We start from the raw sequence: 21,431 nt of genomic DNA, 5'->3' as shown, positions 1-21,431 counted from the left end.
CAGCGCCGCCCCGAAGGACGACGAACCGGATAACGGACGATGAACGCGTGAGCATGAGAATCAAGGCCGAGGGAGACGTGTGGCGGGCGGAACTCGCCGAGGAGGATGGAGCGCGCGTCGTCGTGTTCTTCTGCCAGAGCACCGACCAGCGCCCCTACCGCGTGGTTCGCCTGGACCCGGATCGGTACGGTGAGAGCGAAACCCCGGCGGAGATACCGGAGGAGGAACTCCGGAGCCTGTTCGAAGCCTCCCGTTCGATGGGGATTCCCCGGGACTATCCGACCTACAGTCGGTGAACGTTCCCATCGCCGGACGGACGGTCCCCGGGCCCGGAACAGGCCCGTGCGTCGACCTGCACATGCACTCGACCGCCAGCGATGGAACGGTCGCGCCCGCCGGCGTGGCCCGGGCGGTGGCGGAGGCCGGTCTCGACGGGTTCTCGCTGACGGACCATGACACGACGCAGGGACTTGCCGAGGCGGAGACGGCGGCGCGGGCACTCGGGCTCCGCTTCCTGCCGGGGGCGGAGCTGTCGGCGAACGAACCCGGCCGATCCGTGCACCTCCTGGCATACGGGTTCGAGGCGGCCGATCCCGGCCTGCAGGCTTTCCTCTCCCGCTACCGCGAGGATCGGCTGCGGCGCGCGCGCGAGATCGTCGAGAAGCTGCAGGCAGCGGGCGCGCACGTGACCTGGAGAGACGTCGAACTCCAGACGGGCGCCGCGGCTCCGACCCGGGCCCACGTCGGCCGGGCCGTCGTGGCCTGCGGTGCGGCCGCCGATATCAACGAGGCGTTCCGGCGTTACCTCTCGCGTGGTCGTCCCGCCTACATCGGCAAGGAACCGACGCCCCCGAAAGTTGTAATCGATTGCGTGCACGCGGCGGGCGGTGTCGTTTGCCTCGCCCACCCGGGCAGGATGCACGGCGAGGACGACGTCCGCCGCTGGGCGAGCGAGGGTCTGGATGGCGTCGAGGTCGTCCACCCCGCGAATCCTCCCGCCGTGCAGAGCCGCATGGACGCCCTGGCCGGCGAACTCGGCCTGCTCCGCTGCGGCGGCTCGGACTGGCACGGACCCGACGCCGGCCGAAGGGGGGTTCCCGGGTGGGCGCATGTACCCATGCGGTGGATGGAAGAGATCGGCCGGCGGTCGTGCCGACAGGCGGATCGGCGGCCCGCCCGAGGGGCTGCGGCCGGGCCTCGCTAGGGAGAAGTGACGGAGTCGGTTATCTTGAAGGGGACGGACAGCGCCGGGAATCCGACGCGCTGAGTACCGAAGCCATGCAGGCAAGGGCGGTATGAGCGAAATAGCAGAGGCCACGCGGTCGGCCGAACCGATCGTCACGCTGACGCCTGAGGCGGCCGACAAGGTCAGGGAGTTCCAGGCCGGGACGGACGCCGAGACGGTGCTGAGGGTGAGCGTGATTCCGGGCGGGTGCTCCGGTTTCGAATACGGGCTGGACATGGACACCTCGGTGCGTGAGGACGATTTCACCTTCGAGTCCGAGGGGGTGTCCGTCGTCATCGATCCGTTCAGCGCGCAGTACCTGGCGGGCCTCTCCATCGGATACCACAGTTCGTTCAAGGGCACGGGGTTCACGTTCGAGAATCCGAACGCGACCGGGAGCTGCGGCTGCGGGACCTCCTTCGCCGTCTAGCGCGACCCGGCGCTCGCCGACCGTGCCCCTCGAGTTGTCGCCCGAAAGCGCGGGCAAGCGGATGAACGGCGCGATGCCGTTTCGCGTGGGACTGACCGGGACGGTGGCCGCCGGCAAGAGCACGCTGGCGTGCAACCTGGCGGACCGGGGCGCCACCGTGATCGACTCCGACGAACTTGCGCGCGAGGTCGTGCATCCGGGTTCCCCCGCACACGCCCGCATCCGCGAAACGTTCGGTAGCGGGGTCATCGGCCCCGACGGAGCCATCGACAGATCCGCGCTCCGGGATGCGGCCTTCGCCGACGAACAGGCCCGCGAACGCCTCGAGGAGATCTCGCACGCCGGAATCCGCGAACTCCGGGCCCGCCGAATCGCCGAAGCGGCGGCGGCTGGCGCGCGCGTGATCGTCGAGGAAATCCCCCTCCTGTTCGAGGTCGGCCTGGAAGATGACTACGACATGATCGTCGTCGTGGATGCGCCGCGAGCGGTGCGCGAGGCGCGAGCGTTGGGGTCCCGGGGCTGGACCGCGGCGGAATTCGCCGCCATAGATGCCGCGCAGCTTGCGGCTTCGGAGAAACGGCGTCGGGCCGACCGCGTGCTCGACAATCGGGGCGATGCCGAAGCACTGGAAGTCGCCGCGCGCCGACTCTGGCGGGAGATCCTGCGGGCGGCCGGCGGGGGCGGGTCTTGACCGCCTCCCCGATGTCGCCGGCTCGCGCGGAGGCGCTCGACGCGATCCGGCGCCGCCTGCGCGGCGCCTCGTCCGTCGTGCTCACAACCCACGTGAACCCCGATGGCGACGGCATCGGCAGCATGGTTGCGCTCGCATCCCGGCTGCTGCGACACGGAGCTGAAGCCACGATCGTCACCCCGAGCCGGCCGCCGCCCTCGCTCCGGTTCCTCCTCAGGGACATTCCGGCGCTCGTCGAGGAGGACCCGGCGGCCGCCGACCCGCTGAACGGAGCCGACACGATCGCCATCCTCGACACCGCCGAACCGAAACGTCTCGGCGGCCTCCCCGAGCATGCGAAGCGGACGGGAGGCGTCCTGATCGATCATCACCCGCCCGTGGGGTCTCCGCTCGTGAGACCGGCGATCCGCGACTCCTCCGCCTGCGCAACGGGCGAACTGGTCTATGACCTGCTTTCCCTCGACGACGTGGGATTGACGCGGACGGAGGCGGAAGCCCTTTACACGGCGATTTCGACGGATACCGGCTCATTCCGTTTCTCGAACACGTCACCGCGCGCGCACGCGATCGCGAGCGAACTGCTGGCGGCGGGGGTGGATACGGGTGCGCTGTTTCGTGAATTGTACGGCGTGTACAGCCGGGGGCGGCTGGCCCTCATGCGGCTGGCTCTCGAGGGTCTGGAAGTTGATCCTCGCGCCCCCATCGCCTGGATCGCGCTGGATCGCCGGGCCCTCTCGAGGACGGGTGCGCGAAGCGAGGACATGGAAGGTCTGGTCGAATTCCCGCGCCGGCTCGCGGGAATGGAGGTCGGACTCCTCTTCCGCGGCCTCGCGCGCGGTCGGACGAAGGTGTCGCTGCGTTCGAACGGGGAGGTGGACGTTTCCGGCGTCGCGCAACTCCTCGGCGGCGGCGGACACGCGAAGGCTTCCGGCGTCCTCATCGAACTCGATCTCGACGAGGCGGTACGGGTCGTCCTCGACGCGTTGCGCCCGCTCGTGGAGGCGGCCGTCGCCTCGAGCAACGACCGGTAGCAGCGACCGGCCGGGCGTGTGGACGGGCTCTTTCGGATTGCCTCGATCCGGGAGTTCGGCGTATGTTGCGGAGGTGCCGTGCGTTCGGGGCTGCCCGTGACGGGGCTCGGGGTGGGGATTCGGCGGGGAGGGTGCGATGGACGCGAAAGTCACGAAGGACATGCCGCACACAGGGAACGGGGTCATCGATGATCCGGGTTCTCGCGCGGCTCGGCTCGGCGACCTCAGTCGGCGCATCCCTCCTCCCCGCATCGCAGATGTGTGGCTGTTTCCGCCGCTCCCCCAGGTCGAGGAGTCTTCCGAGTTCTTCCTCTTCACGAGCATCCTCGAGGGCGGCGGGCGCGCCCTCTACAGCGCCCGCATGATCCCCGCCAACGGCACGCCCTCCCACCAGGTCGTCGTGGAGCACGGACGGGCGCCGGCGAACCGCGTGCCTGGCCTGGTGGCCGGATTGCAGCGGCGTCTTGGACAGCCCGCGGCCGTCCGTCACATACCGATCGAGGGCGACGGCGCGCGTTGGGAAGCTCTCCTGGAGCAGTCGCGGGAAGCGGATGCCTCCGTTGATCCCGACGGACAGGGTCGTTAGCTTCCGCGGACGTGAGCATCGGCCGCGAAGGCCGAAAGATGGCCTGTTTCCGACGGTGTAGTGGTTAAGTGAGCCCTCCCGAAGCTCCACGCCGAGGCGTGTCCCGAGAAGAGTTGCGTCGTGCTCTGGAAGCCGGTGGACACCGGTTTACCATCCAGCGCGCGGCCGTGTACCGCGTGCTCTCCGGCACGTCCTCGCATCCCACGGCGGACGACGTGTTCACCTCGGTGCGCGAGCGGATTCCCGACATCAGCCTCGCCACGGTCTACAAGGCGCTCGAGGCGTTCGTGACCTGTGGGGTCGCGCGCAAGCTCTCGCTCGGCGTGGGACCGGCGCGCTACGATGGCCGAACGGATGATCACGAACATATCCGCTGCCTCTCCTGCGACCGCGTTCAGGACATCGAAGGCTTGCGGCCGCGCGACTGGATGGAGGGTCTGGCCGAGATGACGCCGTTCAACGTCGTCGGCTACCGGCTCGAGCTGGAGGGCTACTGCCCCGACTGCCTGCACTGAACGGGGCAGATCTGCCCCGCAGTCTCGCGGAGCACGCCTGGACGGACCGCCACAACTTTCTTGATCTCTCGCCTGAGCTGTGCCGCTGGGAGGCGGCGCGCGCCGTCATCCTCCCCATCCCCTACGAAGCGACGACGAGCTGGGGGACGGGCACGCGCGACGGTCCGGCCGCGATCATCGAGGCGTCCCGCTACATCGAGTGGTATGACGAGGAGTTGGACCGCGAGCCGTACGAAATCGGCGTGTGCACGCTCCCGTCCATCGACCTCGGCACGGTGGGCCCGGAGCCCGCGATCGCGAGGCTGCGGGCCCTGTACGACGACCTGCTCGAAGCCGCCGGGGACCGGTTCATCATCGGATTGGGCGGGGAACATTCGATTTCCAGCGCTCCGGCCGTCGCGTGGGCGGACCGGCTCGGCGGCGACCTCACGATTCTCCAGTTCGATGCGCACACCGACCTGAGGGATCGCCACCACGACTCTCCGTGGAATCATGCCTGCGTCATGCGCCGCGTACTCGAGCACAGGCCGGACGGCGGGAACCGGGCGGATGCGGCGGATATCGTGGCGGTCGGGATCCGCGCGCTCACGCGGGAGGAGCGGGACATCATCCGCGAACACCGGGTCGAGGTCGTGTACGCGCACGAGATGCGCCGGGCGGGCTGGGTCGAGCGGGCGGTGAAGGCGCTGGGAGAGAACGTCTACATCACCTTCGACGTCGACTTCTTCGATCCGTCGCTGATGCCGGCCACCGGCACGCCGGAGCCCGGGGGCGGAAGCTGGTGGGACGCGCTGGATCTGCTCTCCCGCGTTTTCGGCGAGCGCAACGTCGTGGGCGCGGACATCGTGGAACTCGCCCCGCGGCGGGGCGAGGAGGCCTCGGCCTTCACCGCCGCGAAGCTTGCCTACAAGATGATCGGGTTCTGGTCGGAGCACCGGTAACCCCGGCCGGGCCCCCGCCGTGACGGTCAGGCGCTTGCGACCCGCCGTTGCTCGATACGCTCGAGTTCCTCCGCCACGAGTTGGCGGCGAAGCAGGCGCGCGTAGGCGCCGTCGGCCGCGATCAGATCTTCATGCCTGCCGCGTTCGACGAGGTGTCCATCGTCCAGAACCAGGATCGTGTCGGCCGTGCGCACCGCCGACACGCGGTGGGATACGATGATGGATGTGCGCCCGGACATGTATTCCCGCAGCGCCTCCAGGATCGCGGTTTCCGTCTCCGAATCCACCGCCGACAGGGCGTCGTCCAGGATGAGCACCGGCGCGTCGCGGTGGACCGCCCGGGCCAGCGTGGCCCTCTGCTTCTGTCCGCCGGAGAGGTTGATGCCGCGTTCGCCCAGGCGCGTGTCGATCCCGTCGGGAAGGACGGCCAGCGTCTTCGCCAGCTGCGACACGGCGAGCGCGCTGCGGAGTTCGTCCGAGACCGGCTCCCCCCCATCCTTCTCTCCGCGCAGGAGTTCGATGTTCGTTCTCAGCCGCATGCTGAACAGGAACGGCTCCTGCGGCACGAAGGCCATCGAGTCGCGCAGCGAACCCAGGTCGAGTTCCCGGATATCCACGCCGTCCAGACGAATCGTCCCCGCGGTCACGTCGTAGAGACGGGGGATGAGCGCAGCCAACGTGGATTTTCCGCTCGCGGTCGCGCCAACGATGGCGACCGTCTGCCCGGGTTCGATACGGAAGGAGATGTCCCGCAGCACATCGCGCTCCGTCCCCGGATAGCGGAAGGTAACGTCGTCGAACTCCAGCGCGCCCCGCACCGACGTGAGCGACACCGGCGACTCCGGGTCGCGGACCTCGGGAACGATGTCGAACAGTGCGTTGAGGCGGCCCATCGAGGCGGCGCCGCGCTGGAACAGGTTCGTGACCCAGCCGAGGGCGATCATGGGCCACATCAGCATCGTGAGGTAGAAGGAGAAGGCGACGAAATCGCCGAGGGTGATGGCGCCGCGGACGACCTGTCCGCCTCCGAACCACAGTACGACGACCGCGCCGACGCCGGTGAAGAACATGAGCGACGGATGAAACAGCCCCCACACGCGGGCGAGGGAGAGATTGCGCGACTTGTAGTCGCGGTTGAGGGTTTCGAAACGTTTGGCTTGAGCCTCCTCGCGCACGTACGCCTTCACGATGCGGGTCCCCGACAGGTTTTCCTGGGCGAAGTTGGAGATCTCCGAGAACTGGGCCTGGATCCTCTCGAAGCGCTCATGAATCTGTCGCCCGAAGATGAACACGATGGGGGGGAGGACGACCATCGGGATCATCGCCCAGAGCGTGAGCATGGGATCGATCCAGATCATGAGCCCGAGCGCCAGCGTCGCGACGGTGGCGGTGTTCACCGCGTACATGATCGCGGGCCCCGCGACCATGCGGACCGCCTGCACGTCGTTCGTCGCACGGCTCACGAGATCGCCGGTCCGCCAGGCGTCGAAGAACTGCGGCGGGAGGCTGAGGAGGTGCGCGAAGAGGGCGCTCCGGATATCCGTCTCCATGCGGCGGCTCAGCCCGTTGAGGAGCTTGCGCATCCAGAATCTCGTCGCGCCGGCGACAACGGAAATCGCCGTGAGCACGAGAGCGTAGCGCAGGATGAGGTCGGAGCGCAGTTCCCTTTCAAGCGCGTCGACCGCCATCTTGAGCACCCATGGGCCAGCGACCGTGAACAGGTTGCTCACGATCACGAGCGTAAGCCCGGCCGCGATGCCCAGGCGGTACGGGCGGAAGTAGGGTAGCAGCGCTCTGAGCGATCTCAAGATGTCTCCGCGGGAGCCGGCCGGGCGTTTATTCTGCGGGGCGCACCGTTCGAACGTATGTGCGGGTTGCGGGCCGTACAACGACACGAGGGAAGGAACAGGATGGAACGGACAACGTCAGCGATTCTCGTTGCGCTCGGCGGGATGACCGCGATGGTCACGGGCTGCGCGCCGGAAATCGGCCCGGGGGCGGAGGGGGGCGCGGATGCGAACGACGCCTCCGCGGAGCACGCGCCGCCCGCGTCACCTGTGCGGCGAGCGCCGGCTGCGCCTGTGGCCGCGGGGGCGGTGTCCGAGCCGGGCGGCGCGCCGGAGATGACCTACACGATGGTGACGGTGCAGGCCGGCGCGGAACTCGAGGTCGAACTCATCGATCCGATCCGGACGGGCGACCTTCGGTCCGGGGACGTCCTGAAGTTTGGGGTGACGCGGCCACTGATCGAGAACGACATGGTCCAGGTGCCGCTGAACTCGCTGATCAATGGCGAGATCACCGCGGTCGAGACCGCAGCCGACGACGGGGAAGGCGATGAAGGCGGTGGGGACGTCGGACGCGTGATGGTGAAAGTCCACTTCGTCGATGTCTTCTTCAACGGACAATCCTGGCCCATATCGGCGTCGGTGGTGGAGGTCATGCCGAGGTTGGGAGGCACTGCGGCGGCTGGAGGAGCAGCCCGGCTGAATCTGGGCCGCGTCCTCGCGGGCGGCCGTCGGAGCGCCGTCGCGGGCGCTGCGGCAGGAGCCGTAAAGGGTTCCGCCATCCTGCTCGCGGTCGATGGAACAGGGCTGGCGCTCCCGGTCGGGACGATCCTCAGGCTGAGGCTGGACGAGCCCCTGGTGTTCGGACTTCCGAACATCTGAGGACGGAAGCCGACGGCGGCGAGCGCGCCCCGTCAGACACCGATTCTGGGACACTCGGGCTCGAGAGGGCATTCCCCGCAGCGCGGGGATCTGGCGCGGCAGAGCGAACGGCCGAACGTGATGAGCAGCATGTGCATGCGGAAGCGCTCGGCGGGCGCGACGGTCCGCGACAGGGCGGTATGGGTCAGGTCTGCCGAAGCCCGCGGCGGGACCCATGCGAGACGCCGAGCGATCCGGAGGACGTGCGTATCGACCGGGAGCACGGGCCGGCGAAGCGAGAAGCAGAGCACGCACGCGGCAGTCTTCACTCCGACACCCCGGAAGGTCGTGAGATAGGCGATCGCCTCCTCATCGTCCATTCCCTCGAGGTGGTCGAGCGTGATCCGCCCCACCTCGTCCCGGAGTCGCTCGAGAGCGGCGTGGATGGCCGGCGCTTTCTGGTTCGCGAGGCCGGCGACGCGCACGGCGTCGTGGAGCTCGGCCGGCCTGGCTCGAAGCACGGATTCCCACGAGATCGGCCCGGCGGGAGACGCACCGCCCGCCGTCTCTCCAACGTCTTCGGCCGGATACCGCGCCGCGAGCGTTCGCCAGGCGCGATCCCGGTTCTCGTCGGTCGTCGACTGGCTGAGGATCGTGAGGACGAGTTCGTCCAGAGGGGCGAGGCGAGGCTTGTCGGGGACGGCGAAGCGCTCGGAAAGGCGCCTGAGGACGAGGTCGGTCCCGGGGCTCCGCGTCGTCTGAGGGTTTGAACTCACGTGTGTCGTCTCTCCCTTGCCGCGGACTGCCAGAACCGGTGCGACTCCCGCCCCCCGGGCGAACCCTCTACGTTGGCGCCTGCAGAAACAGAATACGCGCCCGAACACCGCGAACTCCAGCAACGAACCGCATGGCTCGTGAGGACCTGACGCTTGGATCCCCGCCTGACCGAAGGCCGCAACCCGCGTACCCGCGCCATCGATCGTGCGGACAGCGCGACGATCGTCCGTACGATACAGGCGGAGGATCGCGCGGTGCCGGAGGCCGTCGCCTCGCAGGCGAATGCGCTCGCACGCGTCATCGATGAGGTGGTGGAACGCTTCCGTCGCGGCGGGCGTCTCGTTTACGTCGGGGCCGGGACGAGTGGCCGACTCGGCGTGCTCGATGCGGCGGAGTGTCCGCCTACGTTCGGCGTGGACCCGGGCCTCGTGCAGGCGATCATTGCGGGGGGCTCCAGCGCGCTCGTGCGGAGCGCCGAGGGGGCGGAGGATTCCCGGAGCGGAGGGGCCGAGGCGGTCCGGGCGTTCGGCGTCTTGCCCGCGGATCTCGTGCTCGGGATCGCGACATCGGGGACCACGCCGTACGTCCTTGGGGCGCTGGCGGAGGCCGCGTCGCGTGGAGCGGGGACCGCGTTTCTCGGCTGCACCGCGCCGCCGGCGGAGATCGCGGAACTCGCGGACCACCTCATTCTGCCGCTCGTCGGGCCCGAAGTCATCGCCGGCTCGACCCGCATGAAGGCGGGAACGGCGACGAAGCTGGTGCTCAACACGATCACCACCGGGGCGATGATCCGGAGCGGCCGCGTGTTCGAGAATCTCATGGTCGACCTGCGCGCGCGATCCGCGAAACTCGTCGACCGCGGGCTCCGCATTTTCGTTACGCTCACGGGGGCGTCGCGCGGCGAAGCGCGCCGCGCGCTGATCCGTACGGACGGCTCGGTGAAGACGGCGCTTGCGATGCATGCGCTGGGCGTCGACCGCGCGCTGGCCGAGCGATACCTCGACTGCGCGGACGGCTTCCTGGGTGTCGCGGTCGAGCGCTTCGGCGGCCCGGAGCGTCCCTGCTACGGCGGCTACCCGGCGGCGCCGGGCCGACCCGACGGCGCGGCGCTGCTCGCGCGGCTGAGCGCCGCGCCGGCTCGTCTCGCCGCCGCGCGCGCCGCGGGAGTGGCGGCCGAAGCGAAGGGGCAGCGCATCGCCGCGCGTCGAACCGCGTGGACGCCGGGACAGCACGCCGCGCACCTGGCGGAGTTCGAGCGGAGCGCCGTGCGCCCGCGAGTCGAGCGGTGGCTCGCCGGCGATCCGGGAGGGACCCTCCCGGTATTCGGGGACTGGACGGCGGGCGCCCACCCGCGCGAACACGGCTTCGAGACCGGGATCGCCGGTTTCTTGGCGGAAAGGGCCGTCACGGTGGCCGCGGTGGCCGATGGTCCGGAGCCGCTCGCGGCGGCCCTCGCTCGTCGCGCCCGCGTCGGCCCCGAGACATTGACGCTGTATCAGTTTCTGCGGGGCGTCTCGCAACACGACGCCGCGCACGAAACGAGGCTGCGCGAGCGCGTGCACCCGGCGCTGCTGGCCGAGGCGGACGCGTGACGCTCTGGATCGGTGTGATGTCGGGCACTTCGCTGGATGGCATCGACGTCGCCGTCGTCGAGACGGCGGGTGACGGCGAGCGGCCGGCGGACTGGCGCGTCGTCGCCTTCGAGACGGAGAGCTACGACCGCGCCGCGCGCGGACGGATCGCCAGGGCCATCACATCGGGGAGCGCTGCGGCGATCTGCGCGCTCGACTTCGAGCTGGGCGAGCGAATCGGCGCGGCCGTGAACCGAACGTTGGCTTCCGCCTCGGTCGGGCCGGCCGATGTCGAAGCCATCGGCAGCCACGGCCAGACCGTGTGGCACGAGCCTCCCGAGGGCGCCCGGGGAGGGTCGACGCTGCAACTCGGCCAGGCTGCGGTCATCGCCGAGCGCACCTCGTGTTCGGTAGTGTCGGACTTCCGCGTGCGGGACGTGGCGGCGGGCGGGGAAGGCGCGCCGCTCACGGCCTACACCGACTGGCTCCTCTTCCGCGCACCGGAATCGCGCGCGATTCAGAACATCGGCGGAATTGGCAACGTGACGGCGCTCCCGGCCGAATCCAGCGGGGCGACGCCGCAGGCCTACGACACCGGCCCAGGGGTCGTGCTCATCGACGGGGCGGTCGAGCTCCTTACGGAAGGGCGATCCCGCTTCGATCTCGACGGAGAGATGGCGCGGCGCGGCGTCGCGAGCGAAGCCGCGCTCTCCGATTGGCTGAGCGACCCCTTCTTCAGCCGGCCTCCGCCCCGGTCGACGGGGCGCGAGCGCTTCTCGCGTGACCGGCTGCTGGAATGGCTGCGGAGACACGCCGCGCTTTCGCCCGAAGACACGATCGCCACCCTGACGGAGCTCACCGCGCGCACGATCGCGGACGCCTACCGATGGATCGAGGAGCCGCCCGCGGCGTGCTATCTCGGCGGCGGCGGAGCCCGGAACCCGGTCCTCGCATCGCGACTGGACCAACTGCTGGATCCGGTGCCCGTCCGGGATCTCTCCGCCCTCGGCCTCGACGCGGACGCCCGCGAGGCCGTGGCCTTCGCGCTCCTGGCGAGACAGCATGTGCTCGGGTATCCCGCCAACGCGCCGTGGGCCACGGGTGCGCGCGGTCCCCGCCTCCTCGGAGTACGTACCGCCGCGTGACCCGGTCCGACGTGGACCCCGCCCGGGTCGTCATCGAGGCGCTGCGGCTTGATCGCTGGTCGCCGGGTGAAGTGGAGCGGCGTGCGGACCGGGCGCTCGCCCTCGGCGTGGGCGGGTTCATCCTGTTCGGCGGCGAAGCGGACCGCGTCGGCCGCCTGGTCGAACGGATCCGCGACGATGCGGCGCGGCCGCTGTGGATCGGCGCGGACCTCGAACGGGGCGCGGGTCAGCAGATCCGGGGGCTGATCGAGTTGCCGCCTCCCGCCGCGCTCGCGGCGCGGCCGAATCCGGGAGACGCCGTCGCGGTGGCGGGTCGTGTCACGGCCCGGGAAGCGCGGTCCGTCGGGATCAACTGGGTGATCGCGCCGGTGCTCGATCTGGATGCGGAACCCGACAACCCGATCATCGCCACGCGCAGCTTCGGCGCGGACCCGCAGCACGTCGGAGATCTCGGTGTCCGCTGGATCGACGCCTGCCAATCCGCCGGAGCCGCGGCGTGCGCGAAACACTTTCCGGGTCACGGCAGGACGACTGAGGATTCGCATATCGGACTCCCCTCCATCGATGCCCCCGCCGAGCTGCTCGAGGAAGACCTCGCGCCCTTCCAGGCCGCGGCGGACCGGGTCGCCAGCGTGATGGTGGCGCACGTCGCGTATCCGGCGCTCGGCGGCCGGCGCGCGGCGACGGTGGAGCCGAACATCGTCTCGGGACTCCTTCGTGAACGGCTGGGCTTCGAAGGGGTGGTGACCACGGACGCCATGATCATGGGCGGCGCCGGCCCCGACGATGCGAGCGCCGCCGTCGAGGCGGTCGCCGCGGGGTGCGATCTCATCTGCTATCCGACGGATGTCGAGGCGACGGTCGCGTCGCTGGCGCGGGCCGCCGACGACCCGCTCTTTGCCGCCCGGCTGGCGGAGGCCTCGAACCGTTCGGCCCGCAACTGCCCGCCCTCCGCCCCGGCGTCGCGGCCGGAGTTCGAGCCGGTCGCGTTCGCCCGGGGTACGATCGCGGGGGATGTGGAGGTCCTGCGCGGTTGGACGCCGCAGCTGCCGACGCGGGTCGTGGGCGTGTCGGACGACCCGGACGTCGGGCCGCCGGCCGGCCGCGCCGGAGCGTTGGGTACGATCATCGCCGACGGCCTGCGCGCGGCCGGCTGGCGGGTCACGGACAGCTCCGATGCCGGACAGTGCATCGTCGTGCTCGCCGCGACGCCGCGCGGCTGGAAGGGCCGGGGCGCGCCCGCGCCCGAAGTCGTTGGGCGGACGCGCGCCCTCGTCCGCTCGGCCCGCCGCGGCCTCGTCGTGCTGCTCGGCCACCGCCGCTGGCTCGATGTGCTCGGCGTCCCCGGCATCTGCGCGTGGTCCACCGAGACGGTGATGGAACGGGCCGCCGCGGACTGGCTGCGCTTCGCGGTCGGCGCGGCGGCGCGCCCGCGGCCCGGCGGGGCGGATCGTTGAGTCCGGCCGACTGGTGGATCGTCGCGATCTACCTTGCGCTCACGTTCGGCGTCGGCCTGTGGCTCTCGCGCCGGGCCCGCGGGAGTATCGTCGACTTCTTCGTAGGGGGCCGCGCGCTGCCGTGGTGGCTCGCAGGCACGTCAATGGCCGCGACCACCTTCTCCGTGGATACGCCGCTCTATGTCTCGGCCCTCATCGCGCGGCGGGGCATCGCCGGCAACTGGGAATGGTGGTCCTTCGGCCTCTCCCACCTCCTGCTCATCTACCTCTTCGCGCGTCTGTGGCGCCGCGCCGGGATCGTCACGGACGTGGAACTGACGGAACTCCGCTATGGCGGCCGCCCCGCTGCCGTCCTGCGGGCCACGCGCGCCTTTCTGTTCGCGGTGCCGATCAATTGCATCTCGATCGGCTTTGTGATGCTGGCCATGCGCAAGGTCGTCGAGGCTCTCGGCCTCCTCCCGGACCTGTCCGGCTGGATGCCGGGAGACGAGCGCCTGTGGGCCGTCGTGGCGCTCTCCATCTTCGTGCTCGCCTACGCGAGCATCGCCGGGCTGTGGGGTGTCGTCGCGACGGACTTCTTTCAGTTCTTTCTCGCGCTCTTCGGAGCCATTCTCGTGGCCGCCTTCGCCCTGGCGGAGATCGGGGGGATCGCGGAACTCAAGGCTCAACTCGCGGCGGCGGGGCGGAGCGATGCGCTGCGGATGGTCCCCCGGCCGGGGTCGGAGGCTCTCCCGTTCGGGACCTTCCTCGCCTACCTCGGCATACAGTGGTGGGCCTTCCGCCGCTCCGATGGCGGGGGCGAGTTCGTGCAGCGTCTCCTCGCCTGCCGCACCGAAGCGGACGCCGAGCGCGCCGCATGGTGGTTCGTGTGGCTTCACTACGTGGTCCGCGCGTGGCCCTGGGTGCTCGTCGGACTCGTGGCCGTCGTCGTCTTTCCGGATCTGGCCGATCCCGATCTGGGATACCCGATGCTCATGCTGCGCTACCTTCCCGCCGGCCTCCTGGGGCTCGTCGTCGCGTCGTTCTTCGCCGCCTTCATGTCGACCGTCTCGACGCAGATCAACTGGGGCGCGAGCTACCTTGTGAACGACCTCTACGCCCGCTTCGTCGACCCGGACGCCTCGGCTGCGCGACTCGTTCTGCTGGGCCGGCTCGCTTCCGTCTGCATCGTCGCGGTCGCGACGGCGGCGGCGTTCTTCGCCGATGACATCGGGGCGCTCTTTCGTTTCATGATCGCCATCGGCACGGGGCCCGGTGCGGTGCTCATCCTGCGCTGGTTCTGGTGGCGGGTGAACGCGTGGGCCGAACTCGCCTCCATGCTTGCCGGCTTCGCCATCGCGCTGTGCTCCTATCTTCCGGCGTTCGGTGCGATGGAGTTCGGGACGCGGCTCGCACTGACCGCCTTCGGCTCGGCGGCGGTCTGGCTGCCGGTGATGTGGTTCACGCGCGCGGAGGACGAGGCGACCCTGCTGGAGTTCTATCGACGAGTGCGGCCCACAGGGCCGGGCTGGCGCGCGATCCGCGAGCGCGCGGGCGTTTCTCCCGACTTTCCGCTCCGCGAAGCGCTCCTGCGGACGGCCGGGGCGACGCTTCTCCTGTTCGGAGCGATGTTCGCCCTCGGAGCCATGCTGCTGCTCGAGCCGCGGACTGCCGCCCTTTCCGCCGGTGTCGCCGCTCTGGGCGGTGCAGGGCTCTGGATCCTGCGTATCCGACGGCCCGCCCAGCTCTGACGCGGGGTTGGCCACGGACTGCCGGCAGTCCCCTTCGCCGACGTTTCCCGGCTTGACCACAACATATGGTGTAGTTATCATCTGAAGGCCACCACATATAGCGGTGCGTGTGGAAAAACACGGATTTTGTGTGGAAAAGCTGTGGAGTCGTGGAAAACCGCCCGACGATCCACAGCGACCGGATACGAAGGAACCAGAACGATGGGCGCGGGACACATGTCGATCTCCGCGCCCGTCAAGCTTCCCGGCCTAGGCCGGCATTCGACTCGCGCGGTCGTCGGGTCCCGGCCGAAGCCGGTTTTTTCCGCGGATAAGTTGTGGACGGTCGAGAACAGGAAGGCGGGGGCGGCAATGAATCCACCGGATGTGGCGGTGCGGGAAGGCGCGTCGACGAGCGCCCGGGTACGGGATGAGATGCGGGTGGGATCCAATGCCAGGCCGGCCGACCTCGCCGAGCCGAAACTTGCCGAGAACGCGCGGACGGTGCTGGCGCGCAGGTATCTGAAGAAGAACGACCATGGCGAGCCCATCGAGGGACCGCGCGACCTCTTCTGGCGCGTGGCCGATGTCGTCGCGTCGCAGGATGGCTGCTACGGGGCGACGGACGAGGCGGTCCTCGAACGCACGGAGCGCTTCTATCGCCTGATGGCCGACGGCATCTTCGAGCCGAACAGCCCCACGCTCATGAACGCCGGGCGTCCGCTCGGGCAACTCTCCGCGTGCTTCGTGCTTCCCGTGCCGGACAGCCTCGACGGCATCTACGAGACGCTGCGGGACATGGCCCTTATCCATCAGAGCGGCGGCGGCACCGGGTTCGGCTTCAGTCGCCTGCGTCCGTCCGGTGACGTCGTCAAGTCGACGATGGGCGTGGCGAGCGGCCCGGTCAGTTTCATGGAGGTCTACGACGCCTCGACCGAGGCCGTGAAGCAGGGCGGCACGCGGCGGGGCGCGAACATGGGCATCCTGCGCGTCGATCATCCGGACATCCGCCATTTCATCGAGTGCAAGGCGGACAAGACCCGGATTACGAACTTCAACATCTCGGTCGGCGTCACCGACGCCTTCATTGCGGCGGTCCGGGCGGGCTCGGACTACGATCTCATCAGCCCACGAACCGGCGATATCGTAGGTCAGCTGAATGCCGGGGAGGTGTTCTCGAGCATCATCTCCAGCGCGTGGCGGAACGGCGAGCCCGGGGTCTTCTTCATCGACGAGGCGAACCGCTACAACCCGGTCCCGCACCTCGGCGACTACGAAGCCACGAACCCCTGCGGCGAACAGCCGCTGCTCGCCTACGACGTATGCAATCTCGGCTCGATCAACGTCGGATACTTCGTCGACGATCAGGGTCGGATCGACTGGGACGGGCTCGGCAGCGCCGTCCACGAATCGACCCACTTTCTCGACAACGTCATCGATGCCAACCGCTACCCGCTCCCGAAGATCGAAGATCTGTCCCAGCGGATCCGCCGCGTCGGTCTCGGGATCATGGGATGGGCCGACATGCTCGTGAGGATCGGCGAACCTTACGGTTCCGAGCGCGCCGTGGAACTCGCGCGCGAGTTGATGGAGTTCGTCGACGAGGAATCCAAGGTCGAATCCGAACGGCTCGCCGCCGAGCGCGGCGTCTTCCCCGAGTGGGAGCGATCGATCTGGGGTCCCGACGAGACATGCGCCCGTGACGCCGACGGCCAGCGGATCCGCCCCGAGCGCCGGCTCCGCAACTGCAATCTGACAACGGTCGCCCCCACGGGGACCATCTCGATCATTGCGGGGTGTTCAAGCGGTATCGAACCTCTGTTCGCGGTCGCATTCATGAGGAATCAGGCAGGCGTGCTGATGCCGGATGTGAATCCGGACTTCGTGCGCCGTGCGAAGGAAGGGGGTTGGTACTCGGAGGAGCTGATGCAGCGCATCGCCGACGAGGGCCACATCCACTTCGATGAAGTGCCGGGGGATGTCCAGGGGATCTTCGTCACGGCGCACGATGTTCCGCCCGAGCAGCACATTCGCATGCAGGCGGCATTTCAGGCGCACTGCGACTCCGCCATCTCGAAGACGTGCAATTTTGCGACGACCGCCACGGAGGAGGACGTGCGCAAGATCTACGAGATGGCGTACGAGTTGCGGTGCAAGGGGGTCACCGTCTACCGCGATGGGTCGCGTGACGAGCAGGTGCTGTCGACGGGCAGCACGGCGAAGGATGTCCAGCGTCAGACGAGTGAGAGCGGTTCGGCGATCGCGGCGGACGGAGTCCAGCTCGAAGCCGTCGATGTGGAGCCCGAGTTGGCCGGAGATCTCGCGAACACGCTGACCCGGCTCGCCGCCGCGGAGGCGCAGAACAGCGAACTGCAGGCGCACAACCGGAAGCTTGAGAATGCGGTCGAGCAGAAGGAGCGGCGGATCACCGAACTCGAAGGTTCGAGAATGCGCCGCGTCGAGAGGCGGCAACGGCCTGCCGTCCTGCGGGGTCACACCCGGCAGATCGAATCGCCGCTGGGTACGATGTACGTGACGATCAACGAGGACGATCAGGGGCGCCCGTTCGAGGTCTTCGTCGCCCTCGGCAAGACGGGAGGGGCGGCGATGGCGGATGCGGAAGCCATCGGACGGCTGTGTTCGCTCGCCCTGCGCTCGGGGATTTCATTACGCGATGTGCACAAGCAGTTGCGCGGGATCTCCTCCGACCGGGCCGTCGGACTCGGGGCGAGCAAGGTGCTCTCCGGCCCCGACGCGATCGCTCAGGTCATCGAACGCTACCTCGAGGAGAAGGAAGGGATTCAGCAGACGCTCCCCATCGAGGACGTCGAGACCGCCCGGAAAAAGAACACGAACGGGGGCGCGCGGTCGGCGCAACGCCCGGTGATCGAGCGTTACCAGGAGTCGGCGGCCCGGCTCTTCCTCGGAACGTGCTCGGAGTGCGGCAGCAGTCTCGCTTTTGAGGAAGGCTGTGCAAAGTGCTACGCTTGCGGCTACAGCGAGTGCGGCTGACGCCACAGGTTCGCCCGCGGCAGTAGATTCGGGGGTTGGATCGGCGCTTGGCCGCCCGCGCACCGAACCGCCGGGGGAAGCCCTTGAACACTCCGTCTTCTTCGCGTCGCTGGACGAAATCCGTCGATATCGGAGGCGTCCGGGTGGGCAGTGCCCATCCCATCGTCGTCCAGTCGATGACGAACACCGATACGGCGGATGTGGCGGCCACCGCGGATCAGGTTCGGGCACTCCACGAGGCCGGTTCGGAAATCGTCCGCATCACGGTGAATACGCCGCGTGCCGCCCGGGCGGTGCCGCGGATCGCGGAACAGCTTTCCGGCCAGGGCATCGAAGTCCCGCTCGTCGGAGACTTCCACTTCAACGGCCACATTCTCCTGTCCGGCCATCCCGACTGTGCCGCCGCCCTGGCCAAGTTTCGCATCAACCCGGGAAACGTCGGCCGAAAGCGGCGCGATGAGCAGTTCGCGACGATCGTCCGCTGCGCGATCGAGCACGACAAGCCGGTCCGCATCGGGGTCAACTGGGGCTCGCTGGACCAGATACTCCTGACCCGGCTCATGGATGAGAACGCGCGCCGCACGGAACCGCTGGATGCGCACCAGGTGATGCTCGACGCGATCGTGGAGAGCGCGCTGGCGTCCGCCGAAGCCGCGGAAAGCCTCGGTCTCGCGCCCGACCGGATCGTGCTCAGCGCGAAGGTGTCGCGCGTGCCGGATCTCGTGACCGTGTACCGCGACCTCGCATCCCAGTGTCTCTATCCGCTGCACCTCGGACTCACGGAGGCGGGGATGGGGCGGAAGGGCACGGTCGCGTCGTCGGCCGCCCTCGCCATCCTGCTCTCCGAGGGGATCGGCGATACGATCCGCGTGTCGCTGACGCCCGAACCCGGCGCCGACCGGACCGAAGAGGTTCGGATCGCGCAGCAGCTTCTGCAGTCGCTCGAGTTGAGGAGCTTCAAGCCTCAGGTGACGGCCTGTCCCGGCTGCGGACGGACGACGAGCACCTTCTTCCAGCAGTTGGCGCTCGATGTCGAAGGCCACATTGCGGATCGTCTTGCGGCCTGGCGGGAGCGCTACCCCGGCGTCGAGGACCTTTCGGTGGCCGTGATGGGGTGCGTGGTCAACGGGCCCGGCGAGTCGAAGCACGCGGACCTAGGCATTTCGCTGCCGGGGGTGGCCGAGGCGCCGACGGCGCCCGTCTACGTCGATGGCAAGCACCATTCGACGCTGCGCGGCGATGGGATTGTGGAGGAGTTCCTGCAGATTCTCGACGGGTACGTCGAACGCCGCTTTTCCTGAGACCGCGGGAGGACCGGCGACCGGCGGCGTGCGTCGGGCTAGCGGCGGGCCTTCTGGCGACGCCGGCGCCGACGCCGACGGCGTTCCGCCGCCTTCATCTTGCGACGACGCGCCTCGCTCGGCTTCTCGTAGAACCGGTGCTTCTTGATATCACGGAAGATCCCGGCTCGCTGAACCTTGCGGCGGAATTTCCGTAGCGCGCGATCGAGTTCCTCGTTGTCGCGTAGCGTGTACTGCAAGTGTAAGCCTCCTGACAGGGCAACTCTGACGGCCCGTAGACACAACGGGGCCGAAGTTTAGCGGCTCTCGCGGCGGCGCGTCAAATATCCCGCCTGTCCCGCCCGCGCCCGGTCGGGGGCCCGGTCCTCTCCCGGGTGGCGTCAGGGGGTCGCAACGGACGCGGAGACCGGGGCGGAGTGTTTGCATCGAAGGCACGTTCAAGCCTATAGTAGGTTCTGGAAGCCCGAGGACCGTGCGGCTGGGATGAAGGGGAATCGTGGAGATTGTCCGACCTTCCGGCGGCACGGTCTTTTGCGTCTCTGGCTGCTACGTAAGACGTAAGGAGGCTGAACATGGCAGGTCCCGTCGCCATCTCATCCGACGGCACCCTCGAACTCGAAGGTCACGCCTATCTGATCCCCGCCGAGTTCTCCGCCCGCGAAGTCTACAGTTACCGCCGCCTCATGGAGCCGATACCGGACATCCCCGGCGGAACGAGCCTCAACCCGGAACAGCGCCGCCGCCAGCGCGCTTACTTTCTCCGCCGTGCCGCCGCCTGTATCATCCCGGGCTTGCAGGTGAAATCCCTCGAGGGGCTCCCGCTCGGCCAGCTGCAGCACATGCACGAGTGGATCGTAGCCCACCGACCCGATCTCTCGGAGGCCGGCCGGCTGCCTGGATAGGAACCGTGGCCTCCCACGCCGTTTGGGCCACGGATGAGCGCAGGTTTCCGCAGAGCGAAGATCGTCAGTACGATCGGACCCGCCTCCTGGGATCCGGACGTGCTCCACGACTTGATTGAAGCCGGCACCGACGCAGCCCGCATCAACTTCACGCATACCCCGACCGACCGCGCCGCCGGCCTGGTACGGAGGATCTCGGATGTGGCCCGGGATGTCGGCCGGCCGGTGGCGATCATCGGAGATCTCGGGGGACCGAAGATCCGGGTCGGCGATCTGCCCGGCGACCAGCTCGAGATCGAGCCCGAAGGGACATACTGGTTCTTCCCCGAAGGCGACGACGCCCCCGCCGGCAGCTCCCCGCGCCGACAGATTCCGACCACCTACCCGGAGCTGGCCGAGGAGGTCGCGCCCGGCAACCGGATCCTGCTGGACGATGGCCACTTCGAGTTCGCGGTCCGGGAAGTCTCCGATGACCCGCCCTGGGTCTCGGCCGTGGCTTTCAGTGCCGGGGTACTCAGGTCGCAGAAGGGGATCAACCTCCCGGGCGTGCGGGTCGGGGCGCCGGCGCTGACCGAGAAGGACATCGCGGACATCGAGTTCTCCGTCGAACAGGTCATCGACTACCTCGCGCTGAGCTTCGTGCGGCAGCCTTCCGACCTCGAGACGACCCGCCAGAAGATGGACCGAGGGTGCCTGCTCATCGCGAAGATCGAGAAATCGCAGGCGCTGGAGAACCTGGGGGAGATCCTGCCTCTGAGCGACGCCGTCATGGTTGCGCGGGGCGACCTCGGCGTGGAGCTGCCCTACGAGGAAGTGCCGATGATCCAGAAGCGGATCATTGGCCTGGCGCAGGAACGGGCGCGTCCGGTGATCACGGCCACGCAGATGCTCGAGTCGATGATCGAGAGCCCGCAGCCGACGCGGGCGGAGGTGTCGGACGTCGCGAACGCATTGCTCGACGGCACCGACGCGGTGATGCTCTCGGCCGAGACCGCCGCGGGCGGGTATCCGGTGCAGGCCGTCCGCACGATGGACCGGATCATCCGTCGTATCGAGCACGAGAGGCTGGGACGGACCGGGCGGGCGGGCAAGCAGGTGGAGGGCTTCTCGAAGATCCAGCAGACCACGTCGGGAGCGATCGCGGCGTCGTCGCTCATCGCGGTCGAGCGCGTGGGCGCGCCGTTCATCGTGACGTTCACGCAGAGCGGCTATACGGCCCGCATCGTGTCGGCGCAGCGTCCCTCCGTACCGATCCTGGCGATCACGGACCAGTGGAGGACGTACAGCCAGTTGGCGCTCGTGTGGGGTGTGCAGCCGATCCTCTTCCACGGCGGCATCAGCTATTCGAGCATGCTCGACAAGGCCCGGGATGTGGCACTCGAACTGGGCATGGGCGAGGAGGGGCAGCGTTTCGTGGTGACGGCTGGAGTCCCCTTCCACGTCCCCGGCACGACCAACATGATGCGCGTCGAAGAGTTGTGATCCGGCGC

20 protein-coding genes are annotated in these 21,431 nt (G+C 68.9%); 17 read left to right on the top strand and 3 right to left on the bottom strand.

Features of this window, described 5'->3' with window-relative positions:
* Positions 1-47 precede the first annotated feature (47 nt).
* The 8 genes from OXN85_10250 to speB all read left to right on the top strand — a co-directional run bounded on the left by OXN85_10250 (position 48) and on the right by speB (position 5,419).
* The gene (locus OXN85_10250; GenBank protein ID MCY3600334.1) at positions 48-296 is read left to right on the top strand and encodes a hypothetical protein; all 249 of its coding nucleotides are present in this window, start codon (positions 48-50) and stop codon (positions 294-296) included.
* Complete coding sequence (locus OXN85_10245) at positions 293-1,204, top strand: PHP domain-containing protein (protein ID MCY3600333.1); 912 nt, start codon at positions 293-295, stop codon at positions 1,202-1,204. Before OXN85_10250 ends, OXN85_10245 begins: the two co-directional genes overlap by 4 nt.
* Before the next feature lie 91 nt (positions 1,205-1,295).
* Positions 1,296-1,655 carry an iron-sulfur cluster assembly accessory protein gene (locus OXN85_10240; protein ID MCY3600332.1) on the top strand — a complete coding sequence of 120 codons (360 nt, stop codon included), beginning with the start codon at positions 1,296-1,298 and terminating at the stop codon, positions 1,653-1,655.
* 73 nt (positions 1,656-1,728) lie between these two features.
* On the top strand, positions 1,729-2,346 hold the full coding sequence (coaE, locus tag OXN85_10235; GenBank protein ID MCY3600331.1) for a dephospho-CoA kinase: 618 nt from the start codon (positions 1,729-1,731) through the stop codon (positions 2,344-2,346).
* Positions 2,343-3,377: a bifunctional oligoribonuclease/PAP phosphatase NrnA gene (locus OXN85_10230; protein MCY3600330.1), complete on the top strand. Its 1,035-nt coding sequence runs from the start codon at positions 2,343-2,345 to the stop codon at positions 3,375-3,377. The genes coaE and OXN85_10230 overlap by 4 nt, the downstream gene beginning before the upstream one ends.
* Positions 3,378-3,513: 136 nt before the next feature.
* Positions 3,514-3,963: a hypothetical protein gene (locus tag OXN85_10225; GenBank protein ID MCY3600329.1), complete on the top strand. Its 450-nt coding sequence runs from the start codon at positions 3,514-3,516 to the stop codon at positions 3,961-3,963.
* A gap of 113 nt (positions 3,964-4,076) precedes the next feature.
* The gene (locus OXN85_10220) at positions 4,077-4,478 is read left to right on the top strand and encodes a transcriptional repressor (GenBank protein ID MCY3600328.1); all 402 of its coding nucleotides are present in this window, start codon (positions 4,077-4,079) and stop codon (positions 4,476-4,478) included.
* A gap of 77 nt (positions 4,479-4,555) precedes the next feature.
* A complete protein-coding gene (speB, locus tag OXN85_10215) occupies positions 4,556-5,419 on the top strand; it encodes an agmatinase (protein ID MCY3600327.1) in 864 nt (287 codons plus the stop codon).
* Positions 5,420-5,445: 26 nt separating this feature from the next.
* On the opposite strand, the gene OXN85_10210 is transcribed toward speB, so the two are convergent.
* On the bottom strand, positions 5,446-7,227 hold the full coding sequence (locus OXN85_10210) for an ABC transporter ATP-binding protein (protein MCY3600326.1): 1,782 nt from the start codon (positions 7,225-7,227) through the stop codon (positions 5,446-5,448).
* A gap of 102 nt (positions 7,228-7,329) precedes the next feature.
* Between OXN85_10210 and OXN85_10205 the strand changes: the two genes are divergently transcribed.
* Complete coding sequence (locus tag OXN85_10205) at positions 7,330-8,088, top strand: hypothetical protein (GenBank protein MCY3600325.1); 759 nt, start codon at positions 7,330-7,332, stop codon at positions 8,086-8,088.
* A 32-nt stretch (positions 8,089-8,120) separates the two neighbouring features.
* Here the strand turns inward: OXN85_10205 and OXN85_10200 are convergent, their stop codons facing one another.
* Positions 8,121-8,843 (bottom strand): endonuclease III, encoded by a 723-nt coding sequence (locus tag OXN85_10200; protein ID MCY3600324.1) that lies wholly within the window; start codon positions 8,841-8,843, stop codon positions 8,121-8,123.
* A 153-nt stretch (positions 8,844-8,996) separates the two neighbouring features.
* On the opposite strand from OXN85_10200, the gene murQ reads away from it, so the two are divergent.
* From murQ to ispG, 6 genes are all read left to right on the top strand, one after another.
* Positions 8,997-10,436, top strand: coding sequence for an N-acetylmuramic acid 6-phosphate etherase (murQ, locus tag OXN85_10195; GenBank protein MCY3600323.1), 1,440 nt, complete (start codon positions 8,997-8,999; stop codon positions 10,434-10,436).
* Complete coding sequence (locus tag OXN85_10190; GenBank protein MCY3600322.1) at positions 10,433-11,560, top strand: anhydro-N-acetylmuramic acid kinase; 1,128 nt, start codon at positions 10,433-10,435, stop codon at positions 11,558-11,560. Before murQ ends, OXN85_10190 begins: the two co-directional genes overlap by 4 nt.
* Positions 11,557-13,017, top strand: a complete 1,461-nt coding sequence (locus OXN85_10185) for a hypothetical protein (protein ID MCY3600321.1) — start codon at positions 11,557-11,559, stop codon at positions 13,015-13,017. Before OXN85_10190 ends, OXN85_10185 begins: the two co-directional genes overlap by 4 nt.
* A complete protein-coding gene (locus OXN85_10180) occupies positions 13,014-14,747 on the top strand; it encodes a Na+:solute symporter (protein MCY3600320.1) in 1,734 nt (577 codons plus the stop codon). Before OXN85_10185 ends, OXN85_10180 begins: the two co-directional genes overlap by 4 nt.
* 351 nt (positions 14,748-15,098) lie before the next feature.
* Positions 15,099-17,738 carry a vitamin B12-dependent ribonucleotide reductase gene (locus OXN85_10175; GenBank protein MCY3600319.1) on the top strand — a complete coding sequence of 880 codons (2,640 nt, stop codon included), beginning with the start codon at positions 15,099-15,101 and terminating at the stop codon, positions 17,736-17,738.
* A gap of 83 nt (positions 17,739-17,821) precedes the next feature.
* On the top strand, positions 17,822-19,039 hold the full coding sequence (ispG, locus tag OXN85_10170) for a flavodoxin-dependent (E)-4-hydroxy-3-methylbut-2-enyl-diphosphate synthase (GenBank protein ID MCY3600318.1): 1,218 nt from the start codon (positions 17,822-17,824) through the stop codon (positions 19,037-19,039).
* A gap of 38 nt (positions 19,040-19,077) precedes the next feature.
* Here ispG and rpsU read toward each other — a convergent pair whose 3' ends face one another.
* A complete protein-coding gene (gene rpsU, locus OXN85_10165; GenBank protein ID MCY3600317.1) occupies positions 19,078-19,278 on the bottom strand; it encodes a 30S ribosomal protein S21 in 201 nt (66 codons plus the stop codon).
* Between the two features lie 333 nt (positions 19,279-19,611).
* Here rpsU and OXN85_10160 point away from each other — a divergent pair, with 333 nt between their 5' ends.
* Both OXN85_10160 and pyk read left to right on the top strand, forming a co-directional pair.
* A complete protein-coding gene (locus OXN85_10160; GenBank protein MCY3600316.1) occupies positions 19,612-19,941 on the top strand; it encodes a hypothetical protein in 330 nt (109 codons plus the stop codon).
* Positions 19,942-19,974: 33 nt separating this feature from the next.
* Positions 19,975-21,423, top strand: a complete 1,449-nt coding sequence (gene pyk / locus OXN85_10155; GenBank protein MCY3600315.1) for a pyruvate kinase — start codon at positions 19,975-19,977, stop codon at positions 21,421-21,423.
* The last annotated feature ends 8 nt before the right edge of the window (positions 21,424-21,431 follow it).

This window comes from Candidatus Palauibacter australiensis (assembly GCA_026705295.1).
GTDB lineage: Bacteria > Gemmatimonadota > Gemmatimonadetes > Palauibacterales > Palauibacteraceae > Palauibacter > Palauibacter australiensis.
This window is presented reverse-complemented; position numbering and strand designations above follow the sequence as displayed.

Coding starts and splice junctions, on each gene's coding strand:
- OXN85_10160 (MCY3600316.1), top strand. CDS start 19,612: ATGGCAGGTCCCGTCGCCATCTCATCCGACGGCACCCTCGAACTCGAA.
- OXN85_10240 (MCY3600332.1), top strand. CDS start 1,296: ATGAGCGAAATAGCAGAGGCCACGCGGTCGGCCGAACCGATCGTCACG.
- pyk (MCY3600315.1), top strand. CDS start 19,975: ATGAGCGCAGGTTTCCGCAGAGCGAAGATCGTCAGTACGATCGGACCC.
- coaE (MCY3600331.1), top strand. CDS start 1,729: ATGCCGTTTCGCGTGGGACTGACCGGGACGGTGGCCGCCGGCAAGAGC.
- OXN85_10205 (MCY3600325.1), top strand. CDS start 7,330: ATGGAACGGACAACGTCAGCGATTCTCGTTGCGCTCGGCGGGATGACC.
- OXN85_10175 (MCY3600319.1), top strand. CDS start 15,099: ATGAATCCACCGGATGTGGCGGTGCGGGAAGGCGCGTCGACGAGCGCC.
- OXN85_10225 (MCY3600329.1), top strand. CDS start 3,514: ATGGACGCGAAAGTCACGAAGGACATGCCGCACACAGGGAACGGGGTC.